This is a genomic window from Alkalihalobacillus trypoxylicola, assembly GCF_001590785.1.
Taxonomy (GTDB): Bacteria; Bacillota; Bacilli; order Bacillales; family Bacillaceae_D; genus Alkalihalobacillus; species Alkalihalobacillus trypoxylicola.
Genome location: NZ_LTAO01000014.1, coordinates 23,615 through 44,899 on the forward strand (window position 1 = coordinate 23,615; position 21,285 = coordinate 44,899).

Annotated in this window: 14 protein-coding genes; 1 reads left to right on the forward strand and 13 read right to left on the reverse strand. The window is 31.7% G+C overall.

The annotated features are described in order from the left end of the window. The 13 genes from AZF04_RS11295 to AZF04_RS11355 form a co-directional block, all read right to left on the reverse strand. Window positions 1–1,035, reverse strand: coding sequence for a glycosyltransferase family 2 protein (locus AZF04_RS11295; RefSeq protein ID WP_061948806.1), 1,035 nt, complete (start codon window positions 1,033–1,035; stop codon window positions 1–3). 11 nt (window positions 1,036–1,046) lie between these two features. After that, complete coding sequence (gene tagH, locus AZF04_RS22150) at window positions 1,047–2,354, reverse strand: teichoic acids export ABC transporter ATP-binding subunit TagH (RefSeq protein ID WP_061948807.1); 1,308 nt, start codon at window positions 2,352–2,354, stop codon at window positions 1,047–1,049. A 17-nt stretch (window positions 2,355–2,371) separates the two neighbouring features. Continuing rightward, a complete protein-coding gene (locus AZF04_RS11305; RefSeq protein ID WP_061948808.1) occupies window positions 2,372–3,193 on the reverse strand; it encodes an ABC transporter permease in 822 nt (273 codons plus the stop codon). Between the two features lie 159 nt (window positions 3,194–3,352). Then, complete coding sequence (locus AZF04_RS11310) at window positions 3,353–4,576, reverse strand: tetratricopeptide repeat protein (protein ID WP_153017249.1); 1,224 nt, start codon at window positions 4,574–4,576, stop codon at window positions 3,353–3,355. A 208-nt stretch (window positions 4,577–4,784) separates the two neighbouring features. Further along, a complete protein-coding gene (locus AZF04_RS11315; RefSeq protein ID WP_061948810.1) occupies window positions 4,785–6,332 on the reverse strand; it encodes an acylphosphatase in 1,548 nt (515 codons plus the stop codon). 36 nt (window positions 6,333–6,368) lie between these two features. Further along, on the reverse strand, window positions 6,369–8,108 hold the full coding sequence (locus AZF04_RS11320; protein WP_061948811.1) for a tetratricopeptide repeat protein: 1,740 nt from the start codon (window positions 8,106–8,108) through the stop codon (window positions 6,369–6,371). A 381-nt stretch (window positions 8,109–8,489) separates the two neighbouring features. After that, window positions 8,490–11,804: a CDP-glycerol glycerophosphotransferase family protein gene (locus AZF04_RS11325; protein ID WP_061948812.1), complete on the reverse strand. Its 3,315-nt coding sequence runs from the start codon at window positions 11,802–11,804 to the stop codon at window positions 8,490–8,492. Window positions 11,805–11,909: 105 nt separating this feature from the next. Further along, window positions 11,910–13,895 (reverse strand): acyltransferase family protein, encoded by a 1,986-nt coding sequence (locus AZF04_RS11330; protein ID WP_174522658.1) that lies wholly within the window; start codon window positions 13,893–13,895, stop codon window positions 11,910–11,912. A 183-nt stretch (window positions 13,896–14,078) separates the two neighbouring features. Continuing rightward, entirely contained in the window at window positions 14,079–15,554 is a 1,476-nt protein-coding gene (locus tag AZF04_RS11335) for a peptidoglycan-binding protein (RefSeq protein WP_161485262.1), read from the reverse strand. After that, a complete protein-coding gene (locus AZF04_RS11340) occupies window positions 15,526–17,100 on the reverse strand; it encodes a peptidoglycan-binding protein (RefSeq protein ID WP_161485263.1) in 1,575 nt (524 codons plus the stop codon). Before AZF04_RS11340 ends, AZF04_RS11335 begins: the two co-directional genes overlap by 29 nt. Window positions 17,101–17,260: 160 nt before the next feature. Next, window positions 17,261–18,454 carry an N-acetylmuramoyl-L-alanine amidase gene (locus AZF04_RS11345; RefSeq protein WP_061948816.1) on the reverse strand — a complete coding sequence of 398 codons (1,194 nt, stop codon included), beginning with the start codon at window positions 18,452–18,454 and terminating at the stop codon, window positions 17,261–17,263. Further along, window positions 18,441–18,746 carry a peptidoglycan-binding domain-containing protein gene (locus AZF04_RS11350; protein WP_061948817.1) on the reverse strand — a complete coding sequence of 102 codons (306 nt, stop codon included), beginning with the start codon at window positions 18,744–18,746 and terminating at the stop codon, window positions 18,441–18,443. The genes AZF04_RS11345 and AZF04_RS11350 overlap by 14 nt, the downstream gene beginning before the upstream one ends. Then, on the reverse strand, window positions 18,746–19,513 hold the full coding sequence (locus tag AZF04_RS11355; RefSeq protein ID WP_061948818.1) for a peptidoglycan-binding domain-containing protein: 768 nt from the start codon (window positions 19,511–19,513) through the stop codon (window positions 18,746–18,748). The genes AZF04_RS11350 and AZF04_RS11355 overlap by 1 nt, the downstream gene beginning before the upstream one ends. A gap of 374 nt (window positions 19,514–19,887) precedes the next feature. Here AZF04_RS11355 and AZF04_RS11360 point away from each other — a divergent pair, with 374 nt between their 5' ends. Then, on the forward strand, window positions 19,888–20,691 hold the full coding sequence (locus AZF04_RS11360) for an SGNH/GDSL hydrolase family protein (protein ID WP_061948819.1): 804 nt from the start codon (window positions 19,888–19,890) through the stop codon (window positions 20,689–20,691). Window positions 20,692–21,285 lie beyond the last annotated feature (594 nt).

Genomic DNA, 21,285 nt, shown 5'->3' on the forward strand with positions numbered 1-21,285 from the left:
TTACGTATCTAATTTCCAAAATTCTTTTTTGAAAAAAGCAATAAAAGAACCTAGCCCACGAGAAAAGTGCAAACAAAAAAAAGTAAATATACACGGAACCAAAAAACGTAATCCCTTATTTTTAACTAATCGAAGACTACATATAAATGCCATTAAAAAGTAAAGACCTATACATCCTAAAAGAACATAAAAAATATTCGAATAAAAAAAGGATAGAATAATCATTAGATTTGCCATTAAAAATGCTATAAGAGGTATTAGTTTAAATAGGCTAAGAGAGCCTGGGGTAACACGGTTAGCAATCATTGACCATGTTCCATCTCCCATAGATTTTTTAATTAAACCTAAAATAGAATCTCTCACATAGTAAGTCGATTGAATAGAAGTTGTTAAGAAAAAAGAACCTCCCATCTTTTTAACGCGCTGATGGAATTCTATATCTTCATTTCTTTTCAAACTCTCATTAAATAAACCTACTTCTTCAAATACTTCTTTTTTATAAGCTGCATAAGGAACTGTCGTTGTATAACCTTCCCAAGCATTTTGTAGTATTCGAAACATAGAACGCCCAACACCAAAAGGATGGGAGAAAACATATTCATTTACTTCACCTTGGAATCCATTTCCTTTTGAAACAACAATCCCCCCTACACAGGTTGCATTCGGTTCCTTTTTAATGGCTTGGTAATAAGATTGAAGGAAATTTTCCTTAACCTCTGTATGCCCATCAATTCTAAGAATATATTGTCCCAATGCTTCCTTTATGCCTTTATTCCATCCAGGGGGTAATGTTTGCTTTGGATTATTTAAGATTTTTATTAAACTAGGATATTTTTCTAAATAATTATTTACTATATCTATGGTAGCGTCCGAAGAACAACCATCAACTATAATAATTTCATATAAATCCTTAGAGAAATCCTGATTGATTAGTGTTTCTAATAATCTTCCAATATAGGCTTCTTCGTTTTTGGTCACAACTAATATTGTAAAAAATAACTTCTCTTGTTTCATTAGCTCTGTACTTTTCAACATATTATTATCCTCTAATCTTTTAAATCATTCTCATGAATCCAAACCTTTTTATCATCAAGAAGTCCATAATACCAAAGTGTTTTTCCCACTCGATCTGTTTTTATTACATGAAACTCATTATTCTTATATTTATTAAGTGTGTTGTAAATGTAATTCTTCTCGCTTCCCCAAGGTCTATTGAACCCCTTACCTGTTCCTATAATTATAAAAGTTTTATTATCTTCATCGATCGTAGTATGCTGACGTGTTTTTACATCTTTAGCTTTCATCCATCCAATTACATCACTTTTAGCTGAGGGCTGATTACTTAATAAATAAAAAATTTCATCATTATACGTTATCTTTCTCTTTATATAATAAACAGATTTTTTATATGGATGAGCTGATTTAAATACATTTAAATCATTTGGAGTATTATAAATGAAGCATTCCTCTTGATTAATTATTCCCATTCTACTAATGGCTCTTTCTTCGATTGTTTCGATACTTTTCTCTTGCTCTTGTACTACTTCTGGTATGGGAATATCAAAGGTTTTCTCTTTATTATTTATAACATTCTGCTTATACTCTTCACGTTTAGCTTTAGATATTTTTTTCCAATAATCTAAGAATGCCTCATACTTAGGCATAACTTCTTGAACGGCACCATATTCTTTCACTTTACCAAATTCTAACCAGAGAATTTTATCGCAAAACCTTTTCATTTGGCCGATTGAATGACTAACAAATATCATCGTTTTACCATCTTGCTTAAATTCTTTCATTTTATCTAAACATTTTTCAGCGAAAGCCTTATCACCAACTGAAAGTGCCTCATCTATAACTAAAATATCAGGATCCACACTAACTGATATGGCAAAGCCTAAACGAGACTTCATTCCGCTTGAGTAGGATTTAACAGGTTGATCAATAAATTTTTCTAACTCAGCAAATTCAATAATTTCAGGCTCTAATTCTTTAATTTCATCTTTACTTAATCCTAGCATTAATAATTTTAATTCTATATTATCTCTACCAGTTAAATCATTTTTTAATCCTGCTGATACGGCAATTAATGCAACCTGACCATTCGTGCTAACAGTACCAGAAGATTCCGGAACAATTCCTGCAATAATGTTTGATAAAGTGGATTTTCCTGACCCATTTATTCCAACAAATCCAATTACTTCTCCCATATCAGCCTTAAAATCAATTCCAGAGAGGGCATAAAATTCTTCACCAAAACGTCCGGGAACAATAATATCTAAAATACGCTCTCTTGTTCCACTATATAATTTATACTTTTTCTTTACATTTTTAACAACAATGGCTTTATCCATATATATCACTATTCCCTTTATAGATAGTCAATAAAGTGTCTTCTAAATTTAATATGCATTGCTGAGCCAACAAGAAGGAGTACTAAAACAACTGCCCAAAAATAAAGCGTATATTGCCAATTCACTATAAAGTACCATTCAGTCCCAAAGAAAGCAGCTCGGTAACCTTCAATCAAATAATAAATAGGGTTTAGCATCATAAGCTGCATAAGGCGTGGAAAGTCACTTAAAATGGTAATTGGCCATAATACTCCCGATAAATAAAATAGCATTCTTAAAGTAGAATTTAAAAACATGTGAACATCTCGAATAATGGTAGATAGTGTAGAGGTAATTAATGAGATGGCAAATAGCAAACTTAAAGCAGCGATAATAAAATAAATAAATTGGAAATAATAGATATTTGCGTAAAATCCAAAAAAATGGAAAATTATTATTGAAATAAATAACATAAGTAAATGGATATAAAAATTAGAAAAAATCACGAAATTAGGAATGACACTCATTGGGAAATTCATTTTAGAAAGCATACGTAATCTTGAATAAATAGACTTAGAACCTTGCAGCATGGATTGATAACAAAATATCCATATAAAAAAACCTGCTAATAACCACGTGAAGAAAGGAACTTCTTCTCCACCAATCAAAATAGGATTTCTAGCTCTTATCGTATCAAATACAAACCAGTATATAAGTAATTGAATGGCTGGACTAATGATTTCCCATGCCATTCCTAAATAATTATTTTTATTTTTACTTTTTATTTCATAGGCAGATAATCTTCTAATCAAATAAAAATGTTGAATTTGTTCTTTTAGTACCGTTATTGTAGCTCTCATCTCGCTATCCTTTCGAACAAATTAATAATACTTTTTAAAATTATACATAATGGATTTTTAAAACACAATATTAAGGTCAAGATTCCAACTATTACACGTTAGCATGAATCCAGAACCCCAAACCTTAAAACGAAATTAATAATACAAAAACTAACCTAATTACACTAAGTCCTTTAGATTTTTAATACGTTTTCTAATCGAATAATTTTCACCAAATTTATGAATACATCTCTTTATTTCGTCATCTGCTTTTAAATACTCCCCAAGTTCAATAAAAATATCAACTAAATAAAGTCTTAAATCAAGGTTATTAGGAATTCGGTGAATTGCTTCTTTTGCAAATGAACATGCGTCTTTTATGCGGGTTTGTTTTTTTAATATTTTAATCTTTAATTTTGTTGCTTCCTTACTTTTTGATTCTAACTCTATCGATTTATTAACTAAATTTAAAGCCCAATTTAATTTATTTCTTTGATAGCAGGCATTACCTAAATTTGTGTAATACGTATTGGATTTAATCTTTTTTGCTCGATCATATACTGGAGTTTTATTCTGTAAAAAATCATATACAAAGGATTTTAATAGTCCCATTTTTAGTAATTGTGGAGCTAAACCATGCCCAACATATGGAATCTTAACCTCAGTTGCATTAGGAAATGAAGGCAAAATCCCTTCCTTTACATATCGTTTATCCAGCGAATTTTTTGGATCATAAACAATTATTGGCTTTATTTTTGGGTTTTTTGGTAATAATTCATTGTCTAACATTTTAAATTTTGGGATTATCTTTGTTCGCCCATATTCTGGATGAATCGATAATCTTGGTGACATCGCCATGATACGACAATCTAACATGGAAGCATAATACAAAGTATTATAAGCGCCTAAACTAAATCCGTACGCCATTTTATCGGTATACCCTTGCATAAGTGGACTCACAACTTCAATAAATTCTTCTTGAGACAAATCTTGTTGATAGGTGCTCTTTTCTTTTTTTCTAATTGCAATTATATCCATGTTTTGTTCACTTAACAGCTTAAAAGCAAATGATGGATTATCCCATGTCATAAAAATAGAATCAAAGGTAATGATGACTCTTTCAGTGTGTTGGAGTTTTTTATAAAATTCAATTCTACTTTGGCCATTGTCATATAGAACTAATTTTCGATAACCAAGTTTATCATCCTTCAAATATTCTTTTTCCTCCAAGAGAATATTTGAAAATAACTTACTAAATTCAGAATAATTTCCTGATACTCTATATAGAATAGATAACTTAATTTTAGCCTCTAAATTATCAAGTGAATGTTCAACATATTTTATTTGCTCATCAATAGCACTTTCCCATGTTTTTCGAGTAAGTTTACCTTCATTGCTCTGCACCACTTTATCTACACCTCAATTACATCTATCCAATAAATCTTCTTTCTAATTCTAATTTATCTATAAGCCCGTTATATACTTTATCAAAAAAATGAACTCATTTACGTGATATTCTTCATTTACCATATTTTTTAGTATTAAAAATACAATCTTATACTTGTTAGTTGAAGTTTTTGAAACTTTTATTAAGTATATTTTATAATATTGCTTATTTTTTACCTAAAAGTCTTTTTAAGAATCTCTTTATACTAATGCTTTTTATTTTTTTCACTTGTCCGTTATTGTTACTATTATTAATTGTTAATTTTTGTTTTTTCTTTGGTTCCTCTAATATTTCAAAGCCAACTTTTAAAGACGCTTCTGAAATTTCTTCTGATACCGTTTCAACCTTACTTGCTTTAGGGCCTTTTCTACATTTATCCTTAAATAGATTTATGTTATTTTCGGTTCCTGCTACTACAATTTCTACATTTCCATTTAATAAATTTTTTGCATACCCAATCAAATCTAGTTCAATAGCTTTTTTTCTAACCCATTTTCTATATCCAACCCTTTGTACTTCACCAACAACAATCATTTTTTTGGAAATGATTAAATTAGAAGGTGGAGGACTTACTGTTACTTCACTTGCTGTTTTATTTATTAATGGTTCTAGTACTGCACTCAAGTTAAAGTATATATTTGAATTTACATTCTTTTTTTCTTTAACTTCAGGAAAATAATAATCTATTATAGCAGAAGGAACATCACGACTAACTCCTTTCATCGGAAACACTAAAGAACCTATTTGAGGAGTTGGACTCAATTCTATTACAACAGCAGACTCTTCTCCTGTTTTATTTTTATTATAAATAATATCTACTCCACCATGTGGAAAGTTTGGTATTGATTTTAAAGCTGCCACAGCTATCTTCTTTACTTCCTCAGGAAAATAATCTGTAACTTCTATTGAATCTCCTCCAGTAGAAATATTAGAATTTTCTCTAAGGAAAAGTTGTTGTCCTTTGGCTAATTTACTTTCAAGAGTATGTCCACGTTTTTCTAAAGTATTTAGTACTTCAAAATCCTTTTTTATTAGACACGTAATTAATCTAGGATTCTTTTTTCTTTCTTTGTTTTTTAACTTGATTAATTCTCCAATTGTGTGTACACCATCACCAATTATATTTGCCGGTATACGATTCATAACAGCAATCACTTCATCTTCTATAACATATAATCGATATTCTTCTCCCTCAAAATGTTTCTCTATAATGACATCCGAACTATTTAATTGATTACGTACATACTTGAGGGATTTCTCTAAGTATTCAGTTGTATTAATGTTTGCAATTACTCCCTTACCTTGTGCACCTACTACAGGCTTTAATACCACAGGATAACCTAAACTATTAGCATAGTCGATTATTTCATAATCCGGTACATCCTTTCCAAATTTTTCTCCTTCAACAACAGGTATACCTTGCTTTTCTAACCATTTTTTGGTTGCGAATTTATTACTGCCTATACTAAATGCCTGTTCTTTAACTCTATCTCCTCTCGCTTTATAAAATCTATGAGTATTAGTATCCGAGCTTAGAGTATAAAGAAGTCCTGGCGCATGAATATTTTTTTTTGTTACTTTTTCAGAGTAATATTTTAAGGTTAATCCTCTTCTCCAACCTTCTAAAGCAATTAAATAGGAACAAAAAGCGCTACTTTGAGCATCTTTTAACATTTTATGATCCAGATGCTTTAACCAATTATTATTATCCAAAGTTAATACCTCCAAGAGATTTCAGTCAAAAGGCATTTAAATTTTATTTACATTTAAATTCTCTGCTTCTCGTTTTAACTTCTGTTCTTTTTTTGTAATACCAGGGGTCCTTCCGAAGATATCAATATAATCATCAATTTCCTTCCGCGCCCCTTCCATATCATTCATAAATACCAATGAATCAATTAAAAGAGAGCGAATTGTACGATCACTTTCAACTATTTTTTTGCAATTCCTGGCAAAGTTAACTGCTTCTTTATGCTTACCCAACCCATTAAGAATGTGTATTTTCAACCTCATATTTGAACTGTCATTAGGGTCTAAGTAGGTAGCATGTTCTACTAAGTCTAAAGCCCACCTTGGTTTATTTCTCTTAAAACATTCATCACCCAGTACTCTGTAATATGAAGAAGAACGAGTTCTTAAATTATTATCATAGTTAGGAATTTCATTTTGCAGAAATTTTAATACAAATTCTTTAAGTAGCCCCATTTTTAATAAATGTGGTGCAACACCATGACCACTGTATGGAGATTCAATAAAACAAGCATTTGGGAAAAAAGGCTTTATTCCTTCATTTATATACTTCCGGTCTTGTTTATTTTTAGGATCATAAACAATAATTGGTTCAATTCTCTCGTTTTTTTCAAAATGAGTATCATGCAAAAAACGTTTTCCTCTTAGATTTTTTTTGCCGAATTCTGAATGAATTGATAAACGAGGTGAAAGAGCTAGTATTTTACATTCTAATTTTGATGTATAGTAAATAGCAGCATATGCTCCTAAACTATAACCATACGAAAATTTCTCATCATAACCGCTTAACAATTTAGTGATTGTCTTATTAAAACTTTCAAAGGAGAAATCCTGAAAGTACCCCTTTTTACCTTTCCTTACTGCAATAATATCTACATCTTGTCTTAGCAATAAATCAAAGGCAAACGGTTTTCTATTCCAAGTCCAATTTAGAGAATCAAATACAATTATGACTCTTTTATTTTTCTCTAACTTCTTATAAAACTCTACCCTTGTTTTGCCATTATCAAAAATAGTTAATTTCTTATATGTTTCTTCTAGTTTACAACCATCATTTAACACTTTCTGCATTTTCAAATCTGCTTCTTTATGGTTACCTAATAATTGTTGAACCATAGAGAGTTCAATGTCTACCTGTTCTTTTAATTTATGATACTCTTCTAAATAATTTAAGCTTTCTTCCCATCTTTGTGATAGTAATGTTACATCTATTAATTTACTTAGGATATTTGAACTTCTTTTATTTTTTTTCAAACCTTCTATTAAAATATTACTTGCTTCTACATATTTTTGTAAGTTGCTGTAATTATCAGCTGACTCAATGAAATCCGCTTCTGAGGCATTAAAACTTTTATTACTAAATAAAAGTTCCCATAATGAAATTGCCTTTTGGTATTGTTCGGTTAATCGATAAGTTTTAGCAAGTATATATTGAACTTCTTGATTTTTAGGATTATTTTTTACTATTTGTGTTAAAACCTTAATAGCTCTACTATTGGAACCTTCTTCATTTAATGCCTTAGCCAAACCGATCGAATCACTAACGTTTGGTTTGCCACCTTGAATTTCAATAGTCTTTTCCCAATAATATACTGATTTATCCGCGATTTTACTTTCATAAAGAAACTTTGCCATTAGTCTATTCAAACCTTCATTATTTGGGTAAAGGGATAATCCTTCTTCTAAGAGCTTCAGCCCCTTATCACTTTTTTTTATATAATACGATTCTTTCCTTTTCACTTTACCTACTCCTATTTATATATATTTCCTTCGTCTATTTATTTGTATTTCCCATAAAGATTACCACTTTTTATAGTATGGGGAACTGTAGAATCCTTGTTACATCTTAACTTTACAAAGACTCTACTTGTTTCTTTAATAACTAGAGCAAAGCTGCCTTCTTTACTGCTTTATAGAGTGGTGTTTATTTTATTAGCTCACATAAATATAATTGATTTAAGGACCAAAAATATTAGCAGTATTTATTAGCAGATCTTAAGTTAAAAGATAAAATTAGCTAAAAAGTAACAGGAGCACGTTTCATCACTTATGCTAACTGATTTTAATTTAATTAATGTAAAAGATAATAATTATTTTCTCTATTGAGTTTGCTCTAGGATTTCACTTAAAAACCTTACTAACTATTCGTTCACTAGCATTCCCATCCTCTAAAGCACAGTATTTGCTTTGGAACGCATTATACTTATCTTCGTATAATTTATTTAATTGTTCTATTTGCTTAATGGCTTTTATTATTTCGTTTGTATTGTATAAAAGTGGCCCAGGTGCTTCCTCTTCAAATTCCATATAGAAACCTCTTATATTATCACGATATTCTGCTAAATCATATGTGAAAAATAGTATAGGCTTTCCTGTATTAGCAAAATCAAACATGACAGAACTGTAATCTGTAATTAAGATATCCGATATTAACTGCAGTTCCTGAATATCCGGATAACTTGATACATTATATACAAAACCTTTTAGTGATTCGTCCATATTTAATTTATTTTGAATGACTACATGCATTCGTAACAGGATGATATATTCATCTCCAAGTGCCTCTTTCATTTGGTGAAGGTCCATTTTTATATCAAATAAAAACTTATTTTTCTTTGATGTCTGATTATCACGAAAGGTGGGTGCATATAATATTACTTTCTTATCAGATGGTAAATGAAGTCTATTCAATACCGCATTACCTATCAGTGTTCTATCTTTTGAATAAAAAATATCATTTCTAGGATAACCTAATTCTAATATGCTCCCCTTAAACTTAAAGGCACTTTTAAAAGCATTAGTTGCATATCGACTTGGTGAAATTAAATAATCCCAGTATTGGATTACCTTCCCTATTCTCTCCACATAATCATCACTTCTACCTTGAACATTTTCAATATCAAACAACATTCTCTTTAATGGTGTGCCATGCCATGTTTGCAAATAGGTTGTCTCTTTCCTTTTATCTAAATAGGAAGGAAAGTTTTGATTATTAACCCAATAGCGTGCTCTTAATAAATAGTAATAGTATTGAGGGCTAAGCCTTTTGATAACCTTTGTATTGTTATCTTCAAAACGGTACTGTTTATTATATACCCACACTTTTTTATAGTCCAAGCCTTGTCTAATTATCTCATCATAGATATTTTTAGGACTATCTCCTAATTGTTTTCCAATACCACTTTCAAACAAAATTAATTTTTTATCAACAGGGATTAGGTTCTTACCAAGTTTATACATAAATTTCATTATAGGAAAATATAGACGGCTTTTTCTAAACCTATTGTAAATCCCTTTTTGCACTAACTGATAGTGAGGATTGTTTTTCAACCTTTTTCTTACAACATTATTTTGAATAACATTGTAAATTCTATCAGACGAATGTTGATCCCGATACTTAATAAATTTGTCCGCTCTTCTCCTATATTCATCTTTCATTTTGAAATTATTTTTAGCGTATTCTTCCACAGTAAGGAGTAATTTTTCAAGTTCAAACACAATTTCACCAGGCAAATCATTATCCAAATCCAAATGTGATGGCTTTTTTCCGATAAACTTTGCACGGTCAAATTGGTAATATACAATTGGTTTATATAGGAAACTAAAATCAAATCCTACACTTGAGTAATCAGTAATCATCATTGCACTTTCTTTTATTAAATACTGTACATCTACTTCGCCTTGATTAACGACCTTAATACCTGTATTACTAAAGAATTTACTAAAGTTTTGCATGTTAGGATGAAGACAAAAGACGATTTCAAAATTGAATTGGTCTGCAAGTTTTTTTAGAATTGTACTTTCTGTTAATACTCGATATCGTTCGTAATATTCGCTTTCTAAAAACTTCTGATCGTTGACTATCCAATCACGCCATGTAGGTATGATTAAGATTTGTCTTTTTACGGTTACATCTTTGGCAAAAAGTTGATCAAATCTAGATAATCCAGTTATAAATACATCTTTTGGATTATACCCAAAATCGTTCACTATCATTTTCTTTTCGAAATCGGAACTCACCATAAACAAATCCGTATCGAAATTATAAGCATTACGACCATAGTTCGCCACCATATTTTTGGTTCCCATTACTCCATGTTGTAAGAATACAGTAGTTGCTTTAATTTTCTTTTTAAATAATGGTGTTCTCAATGGATAAAGATAATCTGCATGATGTGATGAGATAATCTTTTTAGCAATAATAGTTTTTAAAATATGTTCTTTTGACTTGTATTTCAACACATTCCCTAGAGGTTCAACATTTGCTTTCTCAGGTGAGTTATTTTCAATTACATAATAGACATTTTTCTCTGGATGATTTTGTCGCATATATTTAAAGAATGCATAGCCTGTATCTTGGGCTTTGTAAGTTCTCTCTCCAACTAACCATACATTTTTATGACTATTAAATAGTTTTACTATCCATATATACTTTAAAATGGTTTTTAAATATTTAAAGGTATCAGCTTCATAATGATAAATTTCAAAAGATAAATTTTCCAATTTAAAAGTATAATATGGGTTTAAAATAATCGCATCATTCTTTTCTACAAGATACGTATCTTTCGTAAATAACTTAGCTTTTTTTGTCGGTTTTCCTATACGAACTTTCATACACTCATCATGATTTAAAAATTTAACATTAAAATATAAATCATAAATATCTTCTCTTAATGTCCCTAATTTATTAAGTTCCTCTATATCTATTACAGCTTTATAAGCATATTTGTTTAATCCAAATTTACGAATAGAGTATTCTTTTACATGTGTAATTTGAGTGTAATTACTTATCAACTCATTAGCACTTTGTCGCCCAATAGTTATTAATTCCATTTTTTCTAATAATGAGCTACCAGAGTAAATATGACCTTTTAATGTCACTTTACCATTTTTACTTTTCACTGTATCAATTTGTATTTTTGGAGCTTTTATTGCAGATCCATTTTTTATAAGAGATAAATTCCCTTTAGCGGTAATGTAATTTTCAACCTTATTTCCCTCTATTTGAATAGGATTTAAGTTGTAGGTAGATGTATTAAAGAACCTACCACAGCGAATAAAATATTCCGTGTACTCTAATCCTTCTTCTACATAATAAATTACATCCTGTGCAAGTTCTTTTGACTTTGGTAATGATTCTTTTAGACATTTTATTTTAAAGAACCAATCATATACCGCACTCTCGTCATTGTAAGAGATTTGATTCAAAACCTGCTTTAATGAAACAGTAAAATCGAATTGATTAGATGCATTTTGAGTTGCAACCCTAATTTTCCTATCCGATTCTTCACGATTTTGAATCCACAACTCTACAATCTGCAGTTCAGGTTTCTGTAACTCACCTTTTAATGTTAATAAATCTAATTCTTGCTTTATTGTAATTGATAATTTACCTTTGCCTTTTTGTTTTCTTTTCAATAAATTTGAGAAAATCATTATAAAATCCCTACTTACATTTATTTTTTCAGAGCTCAATTATAGGATAGAATCATTAAAATAATTTTGTCATTTTTATAACATTATACTAAGTACAAAGAAGCTTTATTTTGAAAGTATGTCATTAATTTCACTTTCAAACACTGCTCCAAAACTTTTTGAATAACTGTTTGTTAAATGCTTTGTATCTCGATAAATTCTAATATTCCCAATTACCGGTTTAAATTCGTCATCTACAATAAAAAATTCTGTTAAGTCAATCTTATATAATGATTGATTCTCTTTTTCAAACTGTCTCCAGAACACTTCATCTTTTTGATTATCTTCATCATTCATTTTTATAATAGTTTGTTCTTCACCGTATGTCTCAAGTGATTCAAGTATATTAAAACTATACCTAGGATTATCTCGAACAGCTAGGACGTCAATGTCGAATTCATCTTTAACATGCTGTAATTGATCAGTCATTCCACTTAAGATTCTTTCATTAGAAGTACTGGCAGCTGTTGCTTGAGCAATTACTAGGTCAATATCTTGATTTTCTTCCAAAAATTCAAGAACATTTAAATTCCAAATTCCTTTTAAATCATCATCATCATATCCGGTTGAGAACCTAGTTCCCGAACGTGTCACATTTAATACACGATAATTATAATCTTTAGTCGCTTCTAAAATAGCCCCTAACCAATGTTGGGAATGAGAACTTCCTATTAAAGCGATAGTAGCATCATAATCTTCTGTCTCTCCATACTCACCAATCTTTAAATCGCTATTTCTTAGATTTTGATTACTACCATCTATATGCGACTTTGGTAAATCACCAAAAACATTTGCAAAATCAGGTATAGCTTCTTTATCAGGCACCACAACTTCTGACATTACAGCTAATGCTCCAGGATAATCTGTATCTAGAACCCGATTTTCTAAATTTTTTGCATTCATATAGCCATTGTAAAATAACCCACTAATTAGAATTACATTTACACTAACCATTATTCCTAACCTTTTAAAAGAATATTTATTACTCTTATGACTACGAATTGGCTTTTCAATAAAATAAGTCATTGAAAAAGAAAGTACTATCGATAAAACAATAATTAGCATCCCTTCAATAAAGCTAGGAGTTTCTTGTACGTTAAACCGATAAAACTGTAATAATACCCAATGCCATAGGTAAATACCAAAAGAAATCCCACCCAACTTAACCATGAATGGTAAAGCTAATATTCGTTTAACACCATAGCTTGTTTCGCGTGTACCTGATATAACAATTAAAAAAGCACACGCCATTGGCCATAAAGCTATATAGCCAGGGAACATCTCTGAAACTTCAAATAAAATACCAGTTAAAATTAAACCTATCAATCCAATCCAACCTAATATCGTCGCAAGAAAGTTGTTTAATTTAATAAAAGACAAATTTATACAAATTAAGCCTCCAAGAGCAAACTCCCATACACGAGTAAATGTTATAAAATATGCCCATGGCTGATTTACATTTGTTAAATATATTGAATAAATCATAGATATAATAAACAAGGTTCCTAGAATACTATTAATTACTTTTTTTACACTAAGATGTTTGTACTTTTTTATGAACATTACTATGAAACTAAATATTAAAAACCATATAATATAAAATTGGCCTTGTATTGATAAAGCCCAAAAATGTTCAACTGGTGTTTTCATTTGAGAAGAATCTAAATAATCCGTACTAGAGATTGCTAGTTGCCAGTTTTGATAATAAAACATAGAAGCAACTACCTCACGGATAGTTTTTTCCATAATTGAAGAAGGCAAGAAAAAAATACTTAATAGTAGTACGATTCCTAACACAAAAAGTACTGATGGATACAGTCTCTTTATTAGTTTTATAATAAAAGGCCAAAAACGTATTTCGCCTGTTCGATTGATAGTTGAAATAATAGATGTTGTAATTAAAAACCCAGAAATAACAAAGAATACATCTACTCCACCAGAAATACGATTAAACCAAATATGATATACCGCTACAAGTAATGCAGCAACTACACGTAAACCCTCTATTTCAGGTCTAAACTTCCGATTAATATTAATTAAAGGTTCATTCAAAATGGGTTCAAACTCCTATTTATAAATTTACTCCACCCTAAACTATATCATAATATTTTTTTAGAGAACATTCCGTTCTTTCAAATTTCAACAAATTACTAAAATCTTTTTTAATTATCCTTTTTTAGTAATCTATCAATAAAAAATCTAGTTTTCTTTTAGGAAGAAAACTAGATTTAAAGATTAATTATATCTTGCTATATCATAATGATATCTTGGATTATTTAATTGATTATACATATTTTTCATATTGGTTGTTTGCTTAACAGCCCAACCAATATCAGTTGCGTATTGTCTCCAACCACCATTACTCATATTAGGGTTCCACTTCATCTTATAAAGTGTATTTTGTTTATCTGCATTATGAATATATCTTTCTCCAATCCATTTTGCTCCACCTTCAATTGCACTTGCAGGTGTAAACCAACCTTCTTCATATGCCCTAATAGCTCCTGCGTTCACTGCATCATTGTCAATAGCACCGATTCCATACATATTATAGGTTGTTTTAATTTCAGTTAAGTTACGTTCATTACTTGAAGTTACTCTCACTAACTGACCATTTCGATTTTTACCTACTCTTACACCATTTGCTAGAACGGAACTACCATTACCTGTTTCATGAAGGGCATGTGAAATCAAATAAATTTCATTAATACCATGTATTCTACCACCATTTATAAATGCTTGTCCTTGCCCTGATAAAATACCCTTTCCCTGTATAACTTTGTTTAGTTCAGATGAAGCTACACCAACACTAGAATCAAGCCTCAAATGCTGGAATTGGTCGTTCCTATTAGGATCCAAAAATTCTCTAACATCGCTTGATGTTGCATATCTGAATGTATCATATTTTATTGTGTACCAATTTCCTGATAATTCACCGATAACTTCAACGATAGTATCCCTACTAGAATTATAGGTTAAATATCCAAAAAGATGTGAGGTATTACTAGCAGCTTGAAAAACTCTTACTCTATTTCTATCTGCAGTCGTACTACCAATATTCTCTCCTTTAGATAATTTAGCTCTATAACCTGTAGAAGTACTTCCTAGTATTTGAATAAAATCTTTATGAACAAAAGCTGGAGCATCTCTATATTTGTCGGTCGTACTTCTTCCACCTTGCATTTGGTAATTTATTGCTTGATTAAGCGTCCAGCCGTAATTAGTATACTCCGTTATTACTACTGGATTTTTAATTAAATCAGCTATCTTTGCGAGTGTAATTTCATCGGCAATCCCATTTACCGCCAATTTATAATCTCTTTGGAATTGTCTAACTACCCTCTCCGTATCATTACCATATAAAGTTGTTCCATTTCCTGGTACAGGATAGCCTAAAATGGCTAAATCTTCTTTTAATTGCTTGGTTGCATTATTTCTTTTTCCATTTTGTAACGGACTGTTTAGTACACTGTTCATTTTATTTATAGTGCCTGGCCCTGCAATACCATCCACAGAAAGCTTATAATAAGCCTGAAATTCTCTTACTTTTCTTTCCGTGTCATTTCCATATAAATTCGTCCCACTACCTGATACTGTAAAACCCAACTTTGCCAAGTTTTCCTTTAGTGTTTTAACATCTTCTCGTCTCATACCATTGGATAATGGAGCTGATTTTAATTCCTCAATTTTTGCGAGCGTTCTTATCGCCAATCCCATTCTGAATCAGTTTATGGGCTCTTTGGAATTGTTTTACGACTCTTTCTGTATCATTTCCATAAAGAGTTGTTCCATTCCCTGGAACTGGAAATCCTAAAAAGGCTAAATCTTTTTTCAATTGTACAGTTGCATTATTTCTTTTCCCATTTTGCAAAGGACTATTTAGTACACTATTAATTTTATTAATGGTACTTGGACCTGCAACACCATCAACAGGAAGTCTATAATAGGACTGAAATTCTCTCACTTTTCTTTCCGTGGCATTCCCATATAAATTCGTCCCACTACCTGATACTGTAAAACCTAACTTTGCCAAGTTTTCCTTTAGTGTTTTAACATCTTCTCGTCTCATACCATTGGATAATGGAGCTGATTTTAATTCCTCAATTTTTGCGAGCGTTCTTCCAATCCCGTTCTGAATTAGTTTATGTGCTTTTTGAAACTGTTTTACGATTTTTTCAGTATCATCTCCGAATACATGGGTTCCATTCCCAGGAACAGGGTAGCCCAAAAGCGCTAAATCTTTCTTTAGTTGGATCGTATCATTATGCCTTTTCCCATTTTGCAAAGGACTATTTAGTACACTATTAATTTTATTTATCGTACTTGAACCAGCAACACCATCAACAGGAAGTTTATAATAAGCTTGAAATTCTCTTACTTTTCTCTCCGTGTCATTTCCATATAAATTCGTCCCACTACCTGGTACTGGAAAACCTAACTTTGCCAAGTTTTCCTTTAGTGTCTTAACATCTTCTCGTCTCATACCATTGGATAATGGAGCTGATTTTAATTCCTTAATTTTCGCTAATGTAACTTCATCAGCGATCCCATTCCAAACCAAATTGTGAGTTTTTTGAAATTGTTTAATGACTTTTTCCGTATCATCTCCAAATACATTGGTTCCGTTCCCAGGAACCGGGTAGCCCAAAAATTCTAAATCTTTCTTTAGTTGAATCGTATCATTATGCCTTTTCCCATTTTGCAAAGGGGTCTTTAAAATATCAGCTATTTTATTCTCAGTTTGCATATTTAAAGTCCCTGTTACTGGAATACCATAGTACTTTTGGAATTCTCTCACTTGCTTCTCTGTCTCAAAGCCAAACAAAGTAGTACCATTACCTGGTACTGGAAACCCAAGCTTAGCCAGATTTCTTTTTAGCGTAACTACTCTTTGATCACGGTCACCATTTTTCAATTCATTACTTGCCGTATGTAAAACTTGATTGAGACTTTTTGTTTCAGTAATTTCCTCAGTATCGTCTTCAATCTTAGAATCTTCTAAATTGATTTTTTCTTCGTCTTCTGTTGAAGTTTCTATAGCGTTTTCTTCTATAACATCTTCTTTATCTACGATTAATTCATCATCTTCTGAACTGAGTTGTTCATTATCGACTTCTAATTCAGAAGTACTAGATTCATCCTGAGTTTGCTCATTATTACTTTCAATGTCACCCTCCTGAGCAAATGTAATGCTTGAACTAAAGTGAACTCCTATCAAAATAACACTTAAAGAAATTGCCATAATTTTTTTCCTCACTTTAGTTTCACCTCCTATCATTTTATCTTCAACTCCTACTTTAGTATCTTATAGTTTCACACTTCATTCAAGTACCACATTCAATTCAAGACTATATAACTAGTATAAAAAACACCTAAAGTACCCTCTCTAAAAGAGATTCGCTTTAGATGTTTTGTTATTATTTCTTTTTTAAATTGTATGCTTGTGCAATTCCTTCAGCGGTTAATCTGGCAACTCTATCTCGGTAACTACTATTTTTGAGTTGGTTACTATTTTGTCTATTTGTAATAAATAAATATTCTAATAGAATAGAAGACATATTAGCTTCTCTTAAAACCTGAAAATTAGCTTCTTTCTTTCCACGATTAGTTTCTGAAATATTTCTAGCAATATGATCATGAATGATAGATTGTTTAGCTCTAGCATCAGCCGTGCCTCTAGCACCACTATGAATAAAGCTTTCAAATCCATTCGCCTGTTCTTGATTGTCAGCATTTGCATGTACACTCACAAAGTAGTCAGCGCCCCAATCGTTTGCCATTTTAGTTCTAGAGGAAAGTGAAACAAATGTATCATTAGTACGTGACATTCTCACCACAACATTTTGATATTGATTTAGATACTTTTCAATTCTTTGAGAAATATCTAAATTTATTGTTTTTTCTAGAAGGCCATTACCTGTTGCTCCAGGATCACTACCTCCGTGCCCAGGATCAATAAAAATTTTAGTCACTTTTCCACTTGAACGAATTGATGCAATTTTAGCTAAAGTTATTTCATCTGCAATACCATTAACAGCTAGTTTATAATCTCTTTGAAATTGTCTTACGACCCTTTCCGTATCTTTTCCATAAAGAGTCGTTCCATTTCCTGGTACTGGATAGCCGATCGCGGCTAAATCTTTTTTTAGCTTCTGTGTATTACTATGGCGCTTTCCATTTTGTAATGGACTATTTAAAATACTTTTAATTTTCGCCTGAGTAGCTGGTCCAACGACACCATCTACACCTAGCTTGTAATAAGATTGGAATTCTCTTACTTTTCTTTCTGTATCAGCACCGAAAAGGGTTGTTCCATTTCCCGGCACCTGAAAACCAAGCTTGCCTAAATTACTTTTTAACACCTTTACTTCTGCATGACGCATTCCATTACGAAGAATTGGTACAGAATCTTGAGCTTTCTTTATCTCAGCGATTTTTGCCAAAGTAATTTCATCGGCTATTCCATTCACTACAAGACCATTTTCATTTTGAAATTGCTTCACGACTTTTTCAGTATCATTCCCATAGACATTTGTTCCATTTCCTGGTACGGGATAACCAATTGCTCCTAAATCTGTTTTTAAGGTCACTGTACTACTATGACGTTCCATTTTGCAGTGGGCTATCTAAGATRCTCTTGATTTTCKCTTGTGTTGTRGCATTAGCCACTCCATCAATATTTAACTTATAATAGGCTTGAAATTCTCTTACTTTCCTTTCCGTATCTGCACCGAAAAAGGTCGTCCCACTACCTGGAATTGGAAATCCAAGGCTTGCTAAATTGCTTTTGAGCACCTTCACCTCTGCATGACGCATTCCATTTCGAAGAACCGGCATTGAACCAGAGGAACCTCTTAATTCAGCTATCTTCGCCAAAGTAATTTCATCGGCTATTCCATTCACTACAAGACCATTCTTTGAAATTGCCTCACGACTTTTTCAGTATCATTCCCATAGACATTTGTTCCATTTCCTGGTACGGGATAACCAATTGCTCCTAAATCTGTTTTTAAGGTCACTGTAGAACTATGACGTTTTCCATTTTGTAATGGACTATCTAAGATACTTTTAATTTTCGCTTGTGTAGCGGGTCCGACCACACCATCAGCACCTAGCTTGTAATAAGCTTGAAATTCTCTTACTTTTCTTTCGGTGTCAGCACCGAAAAGGGTTGTACCGTTACCTGGTACTGGGAATCCGAGCTTTGCTAAATTGTTCTTGAGCACCTTCACCTCTGCATGGCGCATCCCGTTTCTTAAAACCGGTACTGATGCAGAGAGATTAGAAACTCTCATTACAGGCTCGTCCTCAGTAAGTTTTCCACCTTCTTGTGGTTCAACAATCTCTTCAAGTTCCTCTAATTGGGCCTCATTCGAATCTTTAATAGAATCATCTTCCGCTTCTCGAGAGTCAGTATCGAGTATTTCCTCATTTTCATTACTATCACTCTCATTTTCTACTGAATTTTCAGTAGGGTTATTGTCTTCATCAGAATCTAGTGTTTCAGTAGTCTGTTCATCATTAGATTCTTTCTCTGAGTCCACATCGGCATAAACGACATTTGATGCGATGATTAATGAGAGTAGCACTACTAATAAAGAAAATCCGAATCTCTTCATAGTAGAATTTACAGCTGTCTTACTTTGACTAGTTTCAAAACTTTCATTCAAAATCAATTTTTCCCCTTTCTTTAAGAACAATCAGCAAAAAATAAAATTACTAGTTCATGAGACCTAATAACCCTTTTTATAACTACTTATTATAGTACCATGTCTTTTATTTTATTATCAACTCACATTGACACACTAAACAAAATAAGGACTTTAGATAGGGTCTCTTTTCCTATTTTTTAAAATTACCTATTTATAACTTTAATACATACATATGCATACACATGTATTATATAAATTGACAGAATAAGTCTGAAACTTACGAATCATGAGAGAAATTGACAAATTTCTCTTTTACTTTTATCTTCCATTCTCTATAATATAAAAAGAGCTTATTTTATTAAGCTGTTAGCGAATTGAAAGGAGCTTTTTCATTGAAAAATGCACTATACATAATTATGGTTATTGGCTGTTTAGCTATTTTGGTAGTCAGCCATATTTCATATCAATCAAAATTGGACAATATTGCCGCTGATGCTAAGAACGCTGTAATAGCTGTTGATGAGTCCGATCAAAAGAGCCCATCTACAAAAAATGAGTCAACTAACGATTCTACTACAAATAATAATAACACTGGCAGTGGGGATATAGCTGAACTAACTGGTTTATTAGGAGAAATTCCGACAAAAGAGGATGAGCTAACTATTGCATATTTTGGCTCAAGGTCAATTGAAAACGATGGATTTGCCGATGTTAGCTGGCCAAGAAAGCTAGATGATTTATTAATGCGGATTACAGATGTAAACTCTACGATTTTTAATGTTAATTCTCTTTCAAGTGCTGAAGTGATTCAGTCAGAGTACTTAGAAGAAGTGATTCAATGGAACCCTGATTTAATTTTATTTGAACCGTTTATATTAAATGATAATGGTGTAGTCTTAATAAGTGATAGTTTAATTTATATAGAACAGATGATGGATAGCTTTTCGGAAGAATTAGAAGAGACAACTGTGGTAGTAATGCCGCCTAATCCAATCTATTCTCCACAGCTTTATTATACACAAGTACAAGAACTTGAAAGCTATGCTGCCCAACAAAATTATTTATACGCCGATCACTGGCAAGCTTGGCCGGATATTCAATCTGAGGAAATACGTGATTATTTAGAAGAAGGTAGACCAAATGAAGCAGGACATCAAGTATGGGCTGAATTTATGTATGATTACTTAACTGAATAAATGAAAGGCTGTAGCCAAAGCTACAGCTTTTTTCTTTACTCTAGTTCAGTTTGTCGGGGAGATTGTTCATTTGAAGTGGGAGAAGAATCCTTCGACTCTTTTGCCACATGACTACTTTAAACGATTATAGCAACCACTTTATTACCCCTGCTATTACTCCCCAAATTGGTAGGCTAATAACAGCCCCCCATAGAACCCCTTTAAACAAATTACCTTCTTCATTCATCCGATTTAAGCCTCCTTACCCAACATTGTCGGCTAATCGTCATTTCTTTATAACATGTATATGTAAGGAAGTCTGAAAGAGTGGCAAAAAAGTCGATATGAGGCTGTTCCTTTTGACCGTTATGATGAGAATGAGCTCTTTTAGGATGAATGGGGCTCTTCCTTTTGACCTCTTTCCTGGGTGCGCTTGTGTTTCGGATGAATAGACTGTCCCTTTTTGACCACTTTCTTGGATGAGCTCTCTTTTCGGGTGAATAGAGCTCTTCTTTTGATTAAGTCCATATAATTGTGTAAAAAGAAAAGGCCATTATCATGTCCGTGTTACAATGAGTTCGACGAAAAACCATCACACACGGAGGATATGATAAT

Coding starts and splice junctions, on each gene's coding strand:
- tagH (WP_061948807.1), bottom strand. CDS start 2,354: ATGGATAAAGCCATTGTTGTTAAAAATGTAAAGAAAAAGTATAAATTA.
- AZF04_RS11325 (WP_061948812.1), bottom strand. CDS start 11,804: ATGATTTTCTCAAATTTATTGAAAAGAAAACAAAAAGGCAAAGGTAAA.
- AZF04_RS11295 (WP_061948806.1), bottom strand. CDS start 1,035: ATGTTGAAAAGTACAGAGCTAATGAAACAAGAGAAGTTATTTTTTACA.
- AZF04_RS11345 (WP_061948816.1), bottom strand. CDS start 18,454: ATGGAACGTCATAGTAGTACAGTGACCTTAAAAACAGATTTAGGAGCA.
- AZF04_RS11305 (WP_061948808.1), bottom strand. CDS start 3,193: ATGAGAGCTACAATAACGGTACTAAAAGAACAAATTCAACATTTTTAT.